The 6,453-nt window shown below is 73.0% G+C and carries 7 protein-coding genes; all 7 read left to right on the top strand.

Annotated features, from left to right (window positions below):
* The first annotated feature begins 33 nt into the window (after positions 1-33).
* The gene (locus ACFE67_RS13435) at positions 34-678 is read left to right on the top strand and encodes a response regulator (protein ID WP_375407382.1); all 645 of its coding nucleotides are present in this window, start codon (positions 34-36) and stop codon (positions 676-678) included.
* Positions 679-749: 71 nt separating this feature from the next.
* Positions 750-1,313, top strand: a complete 564-nt coding sequence (locus tag ACFE67_RS13430) for a PadR family transcriptional regulator (protein ID WP_375407381.1) — start codon at positions 750-752, stop codon at positions 1,311-1,313.
* Positions 1,314-2,822 (top strand): MFS transporter, encoded by a 1,509-nt coding sequence (locus ACFE67_RS13425; protein WP_375407380.1) that lies wholly within the window; start codon positions 1,314-1,316, stop codon positions 2,820-2,822.
* Positions 2,823-3,009: 187 nt separating this feature from the next.
* The gene (locus ACFE67_RS13420) at positions 3,010-4,269 is read left to right on the top strand and encodes a 6-phospho-beta-glucosidase (RefSeq protein ID WP_375407379.1); all 1,260 of its coding nucleotides are present in this window, start codon (positions 3,010-3,012) and stop codon (positions 4,267-4,269) included.
* Positions 4,266-5,264: an N-acetylglucosamine kinase gene (locus tag ACFE67_RS13415; protein ID WP_375407378.1), complete on the top strand. Its 999-nt coding sequence runs from the start codon at positions 4,266-4,268 to the stop codon at positions 5,262-5,264. Before ACFE67_RS13420 ends, ACFE67_RS13415 begins: the two co-directional genes overlap by 4 nt.
* Positions 5,265-5,366: 102 nt before the next feature.
* On the top strand, positions 5,367-5,834 hold the full coding sequence (locus tag ACFE67_RS13410) for a hypothetical protein (RefSeq protein ID WP_375407377.1): 468 nt from the start codon (positions 5,367-5,369) through the stop codon (positions 5,832-5,834).
* 47 nt (positions 5,835-5,881) lie between these two features.
* The coding region (locus ACFE67_RS13405) for an SIMPL domain-containing protein (RefSeq protein WP_375407376.1) at positions 5,882-6,453 on the top strand (572 nt) is incomplete at its 3' end.

Raw genomic sequence — 6,453 nt, 5'->3', positions numbered from 1 at the left:
GCAGGTATCGGCCGTCGGCGTGGGCGGCGGCGCATGAGCGGGCTGCGGGTGGTGCTGGTCGACGACCAGGCCATGGTGCGGTCGGGGCTGGCGCTCGTGCTCGGCGCGGAACCCGACATCACCGTCGTCGCGCAGTGCGCGGACGGCGCCGCCGCGATCGTCGCCGCGACGCGGTACCGGCCCGACGTCGTACTGATGGACGTGCGGATGCCCGGCATCGACGGCCCGGAGGCGACCCGCCGGCTGCGCGCCGTGCCGGACGCGGCGCCGGTGCTCGCGCTCACCACCTTCGACGACGACGACGTGCTGTTCTCAGCGCTGGACGCGGGAGCGGAAGGGTTCGTGCTGAAGGACAGCCCGGCGGAAGCCCTCGTCCTCGCCGTCAGGGCCGTCGCGGCAGGCGGCTCGTGGCTCGATCCGCGGGTCCTGCCCCGGGTCCTCGCGCGCGCCCGGCGCGCAGGCGGCCGAGAAGACCTCCTAGACCGGCTCACCGCGCGCGAGACGGCGGTGTTGGAGCACATGTGCCACGGCGCGAGCAACGCCGAGATCGCCGGCGCACTGGGGATGGGGGAGCGGACCGTCAAGACGCACGTCTCCGCGATCCTCACGAAGCTCGAAGCGCGGGACCGCATCGCCGCCGTGCTCTCGGCACTCGACGCGGGGATCCCGCGCGGCTGATCGGCCGGCGCACGTTCCCATCGGCTCGGGAGTTCGCTGATCCACAGGATTAGTCATGCAAGACTGATCCCGTGTCATCCATCCGCGTGTTCCTCCTCGGCGCGCTCGCCGAGCGCGGGCCGATGCACGGGCACCAGCTGCGCCTCCTCGCCGAGAAGGAGCACGTGCACATGTGGACCGACTTCCGGGTCGGCGCGATCTACGGGACGCTGAACCGGCTGCTGTCCGAGGAGCTCGTCGAGCCCGTCCGCACCGAGCGCGAGGGCGCGCGGCCCGAGCGGCAGATCGTCCGGATCACGGAGGCGGGGAGAAGCTCGCTCGACGACCTCCGGCTCGAGACACTGGCGGAGTTCTCGCTGAAGCCCGACCCGTTCGATCTGGCGCTCGCCCGGGTCGGCAAGGACCTCGTCGACGAGCTTCCCCGCCTGCTCCGGGGCCGCCGGGCCAGCATCGCCGCGACGGCCGAGCATCACGCGGTCCGTCTCGAGCAGGTCGACCAGTACCTCACCATCACCGAGCAGCACGTGCTGCGTCACCAGACCCACCGCCTGCGTGCCGAGCTCGAGTGGCTCGACACCGTGCTCGCGGACCTGCCCGCCATCGTCGACGACGAGAAGACCAGAGAGACCGACTGAATGTCTGCAACCGCACCCGCACCCGCACCCGCACTGGGCACCATCCAGGTCACTCCGCGACGAGGCTGGATCGCGTTCGCCGTGATCCTGCTCGGCGCCGCGATGTCGCTGATCGACGCGACGATCGTGAACGTCGCGCTGCCCTCCATCCGCACCAGCATCGACGCCTCCGAGGCGACGCTGTCCTGGATCATCTCCGGGTACGCCCTCGCGTTCGGCCTCGCGCTGATCCCCGCCGGTCGCCTCGGCGACCGGTTCGGGCACAAGTGGATCTTCTTCAGCGGCCTCGCGCTGTTCGTCGTCGCGAGCGTCACCTGCGGCCTGTCGCAGACGGACGGGCAGCTGATCGTGTCACGCGTCGTGCAGGGCCTCGCGGGCGGCATCTACCTGCCCGCCGTCTCCGCCTACATCCAGCTGCTGTTCTCCGGTCGCGTGCGCGGCCGGGCGTTCGCGATCTTCGGCGCGGTGCTCGGCGTCTCCTCGGCGATCGGACCCGTGCTCGGCGGCCTGCTGATCGAGGCATTCGGGAACACCGACGGCTGGCGGTTCGTGTTCTTCGTCAACCTGCCCATCGGCATCGTCGCGCTGATCGCGACCGCCGCGCTGGTGCCGAACAGCCAGCCGCAGGCGTCGGCGGCGAACGGCGTCGACCTCGTCGGGTTGCTGCTGCTGACCGGCGCGCTGTCCGCGATCCTCGTGCCGCTGATCGAGGGGCAGGACCAGGACTGGCCGGCGTGGACGTACATCTCGCTCGCCGGCGGCGTGGTGCTGCTCGTGCTGTTCGCGCTCTGGGAGCGGTCCGTCGTCGCCCGAGGGCGCAGCCCGCTGGTGCCGCCGCACCTGTTCACCCACCCGGCGTTCACCGCCGGCACGTTCCTCGCGCTGGTCTACTTCGCGGCGTTCGTCAGCATCTTCTTCTCCATCTCGCTGCTCTGGCAGGCGGGCCTGGGCCACACGGCGCTCGAGTCCGGCCTCGTCTCCATCCCGTTCGCGATCGGCAGCATCGTCGGCGCCTCGCAGAGCACCCGCCTCGCGATCCGCATCGGCCGCACCGTGCTGGTGCTCGGCGCCGGCCTCGTCGCGCTCGGCCTGGTGGGCGTCTGGCTCGTGCTGCTGCTCGTCCCCGCGACCTCGCTGACGAGCTGGGACCTGCTCGGCCCGCTCCTCGTCGCCGGCGTCGGCAGCGGCTTCTTCATCGCCCCGAACGTGCAGTTCATCGTCGCGACGGTCGATCCGTCCGAGGCGGGCGCCGCGAGCGGCGTGATCTCCACGATGCAGCGCATCGGCTCGGCGATCGGCATCGCGGTGATCGGCAGCGTGTTCTTCGGGACGCTCTCCTTCCCGACGGACCGGAGGCCGACCTCGACGGACGTGGCGAACGCGTTCGCCACGAGCGCCTCCTCCGCGCTGGTCCTGAGCGCCGCGTTCGCGGTGGTCGCATTCCTCCTGGTCTTCACCCTCCCGAGATCGATGGGCGACCGCCGCGGCGGGCCGCCCGCCGCGCACTGACCCGCCTGCGCCCCGCTCGGCGGGGGTGGTCAGGGAGCGCGCGGGGCGGCTTCGACGGCAGACTTCGGGTCGTGCGGGATTCCCGACTCGTGCGGCTGCGATCGCAATCGCATCTGTCGGATATCACCGCACCAGCTGCGGCGTGCGATTCCTGCACCCTCCACCTCCACCCGATGGGAACACACGCATGAAGCTCGCGATCATCGGCGGAGGCTCGACCTACACGCCCGAGCTCATCGACGGCTTCATCCGCAACCGCGACGTGCTGCCGGTCGACGAGCTGTGGCTGATCGACCCGTCTGAGGAGCGGCGGCGGCTCGTGGGCGCCATGGCGCAGCGGATGTTCGCGCGCGGCGGCCACCCGGGCGTCGTGCACGCGACCGACGACCTGGTCGCCGGCGTCGCCGACGCGGATGCGGTGCTGTTCCAGCTGCGGGTCGGCGGGCAGCAGGCGCGGCACGGGGACGAGACCTGGCCGCACGAGGCGGGCGTCATCGGGCAGGAGACCACCGGTCCCGGCGGCTTCGCGAAAGCGCTGCGGACGGTGCCGGTCGTGCTGGACGCGGCCGAGCAGGTGCGCCGGTACGCGAAGCCGGGCGCCTGGATCATCGACTTCACCAACCCGGTCGGCATCGTCACCCGCGCGCTGCTGACCCACGGGCACCGTGCGATCGGCCTGTGCAACGTCGCGATCGGCTTCCAGCGTCGCTTCGCCGCCCGGTTCGACGTCGCCCCCTCCGCGGTCCGCCTCGACCACGTCGGGCTCAACCACCTCACGTGGGAGCGCGGCGTGCACGTGGAGGGCAGGGGCGACGTGCTGCCCGAGCTGCTGTCGACCGACCTGCCCGAGCTGGCGCAGGAGGTCGACCTGCCCGCGCCGCTGCTGACCCTGCAGCAGGCGGTGCCGTCGTACTACCTCCGCTACTACTACGCGCACGAGACGGTGCTGCGGGAGCAGCTGCTCGAGCCGACCCGCGCCGAGGTGGTGCAGGAGGTCGAGCGCGCGCTGCTCGCGAAGTATGCCGATCCCGGCATAGACACGAAGCCGGAGGAGCTGCAGCGCCGCGGAGGGGCGTTCTACTCCGAGGCGGCGATCGACGTCCTCCTCTCGCTGACGGCGGATCGCGGCGACGTGCAGGTGCTCGACGTGCTGAACGACGGCACGCTGCCGTTCCTGCCGGACGACCACGTGATCGAGGTGCCCGCTCGCATCGGCGCGCACGGCGCGGCCCCGCTGCCGGTCGCGCCCCTGCCGGACGACGTGCGCGGCCTGATCGCCGACGTCGCCGGCTACGAACGGCTCGCGCTCGACGCGGCGGTGCACGGCGGCCGCGACCGGGTGCTGCACGCGATGTGGTCGCACCCGCTCGTCCGCGACTTCGACCGCGCCGAGCGCCTCACCGACCTGCTGCTCGCCGCGAACGCGCAGCACCTGGCCTGGGCATGACGACCGGCACTGTCGCGGGGCCGGTCGTGCTCGCCATCGACGGCGGCGGGTCGAAGACGGACGTGCTGGCGATCGGGCTCGACGGCGAGGTCGTCGCGCGCGAGCGGGGCCGTGGCGGGAACCCGCAGGTGAACGGCTGGCCGGCCGTGCGGGCCGAGCTCGACCGCCTCCGCACCGCGGTGCTCGAGGCGATCGGGGACCGCCCGGTACTGACGCAGCACCTCTACCTCGCAGGCCTGGACCTGCCGGAGGAGCTGGAGGCCGCCGCCCTCCGACTGGCCGAGTGGTCGGCGCTCGCGCCCCTGCACGCCGAGAACGACCTGTTCGCCCTGCTGCGGGCGGGCACGGCGGCGAAGGACGCGGTCGCGGTGGTGTGCGGCACCGGGATCAATGCGATCGGCGTGCGGGCCGACGGTGCGACTGCGCGATTCCCGGCGCTCGGAGCGATCTCGGGCGACTGGGGCGGCGGCTCGAGCATCGGGGCGGCGGCGCTGTGGCACGCGATCCGCGCCGAGGACGGCCGCGGCCCCGAGACCTCCCTCCGGCAGGCCGTCGACGCCGCGTTCGGGCTCGGATCGGTGCGGGCGGCCGTGGAGGCGGTGCACTTCGAGCGAGTCTCCCGCGATGCGGTCATCGAGTTGACGCCGCTCCTGTTCGCGGAGGCGGAGGCGGGTGACACGGTCGCCTGCTCGGTCGTCGACCGGCAGGCGGAGGAGATCGTGCGGCTGGCCGAGGTCCTCCTGCAGCGGCTCGACCTGCAGGGCACCGCGCTTCCCGTGGTGCTGGGCGGCAGCGTCCTCGCCGCGCGCGAGCCGCGCCTCGTCGCCGGCGTGCTGGCCGGCCTGGCCGCCCGCGCCCCGCGCGCGGTGCCGACCTGGGTGACCGAGCGCCCGGTGGTCGGCGCGGCCCTCCTGGCGCTCGAGGCGGTCGGCGCATCGCAGGAGGCGCTCGACCGGGTGGTGACCGCGGTGACGGAGGATCGGATCGCCCGGTAGCGCCCGCAGCGGGGGAGCCGGACGCCTGACCGGCGACGGCGGTTCCGTGGAAGCGCCATGAGCCTCCGGCCGTCGTCGGAGGCGTGAGCGAGACTCGGGTGCATGGTGGGGGGACGGGTCGTACCGAGGTCCGACGAGGTGATCGCGCAGTTCTTCGCGGATCAGCGCGGTGACGCGGAGGGTCGTCGGATCGAGCGCCTCGAGCGCGCGGAGGCGGATCTGCGCGCGTGCGTCGAGGACCACGCGGCGCTCGTGCTGGCCGAGACCGAGCTGGCGCTCCTCGCGCTGGAGCGGCAGTTCGACGCGACCGGGCCGGCCGCCCGGGTGATGCAGGCGGACGCGCTGCTGCTCCTGCTGCCGCTGTACCTCGAGGAGTCGCAGTGGCGCGGGCTCGACCTCGAGGACCGCCGCCTGCGGATCCGCATCGCCGAACCCCTCGCGCACGCCGTCGCACGCCTGCCCGAGCTGCACGACGCGGACCTCGGCGCTGCGGTCTGGATCGTGGAGGCGACGGTGCGGCACGCGGTCTGGATGCTCCGCCAGGAGCGCGACGCGACCCGGCGTCACTGAGAACGGCTCAGCGCGTCGCTGCCACTCGAGGCGCGCAGAATCGCGGCATGGTCCTGATCGCCGTGCACGGCATCGCCTCCCGATTCCTCCCGGCCGAGCGCGGCACGGTGCATCTGTCGATCGAGTTCGAGCACGAGGACCGCGCGACGGCGGTGCAGCAGGCGGCGATGCTGCACGGGCGATTCATCGCGGAGGCGACGGCGTGGGTCGAGTCCGGTGCCGCGACCTGGTGGGGCAGTGCCCAGGTCTGGGTCCGGGCCGAGCACCGGCACGAGGGCGCGGCGCAGACGCTGCGGACGCTGCAGCTCGCCTCCGCGGGCGTGCAGGTGCGCTTCCAGGACTTCGCAGCGTTGTCGACGTGGATCCTCGAGGCGGGCTCCGTCCCTGGCGTCTCGGTCGATCAGGTCGTGTGGGAGGTCACCCGCGCTCACCGGGCAGCAGCGGAGCGGGCGTTGCGGGTCGAGGCGGTGGGTGATGCGATCGAGCGGGCGGAGGCCTATGCGAGCGCGATCGGCGGCGGCGGTGTCGCGCTCCAGGCCGTGTGGGAGGAGGGGCTCCGTCCCTCGGAATCGCAGCAGCAGCCCCGGTGGGGAGCGCAGCGGCTGTCGAACCGCACGGA

The sequence above is a fragment of the uncultured Amnibacterium sp. genome, assembly GCF_964244015.1.
GTDB lineage: Bacteria > Actinomycetota > Actinomycetes > Actinomycetales > Microbacteriaceae > Amnibacterium.
This window is presented reverse-complemented; position numbering and strand designations above follow the sequence as displayed.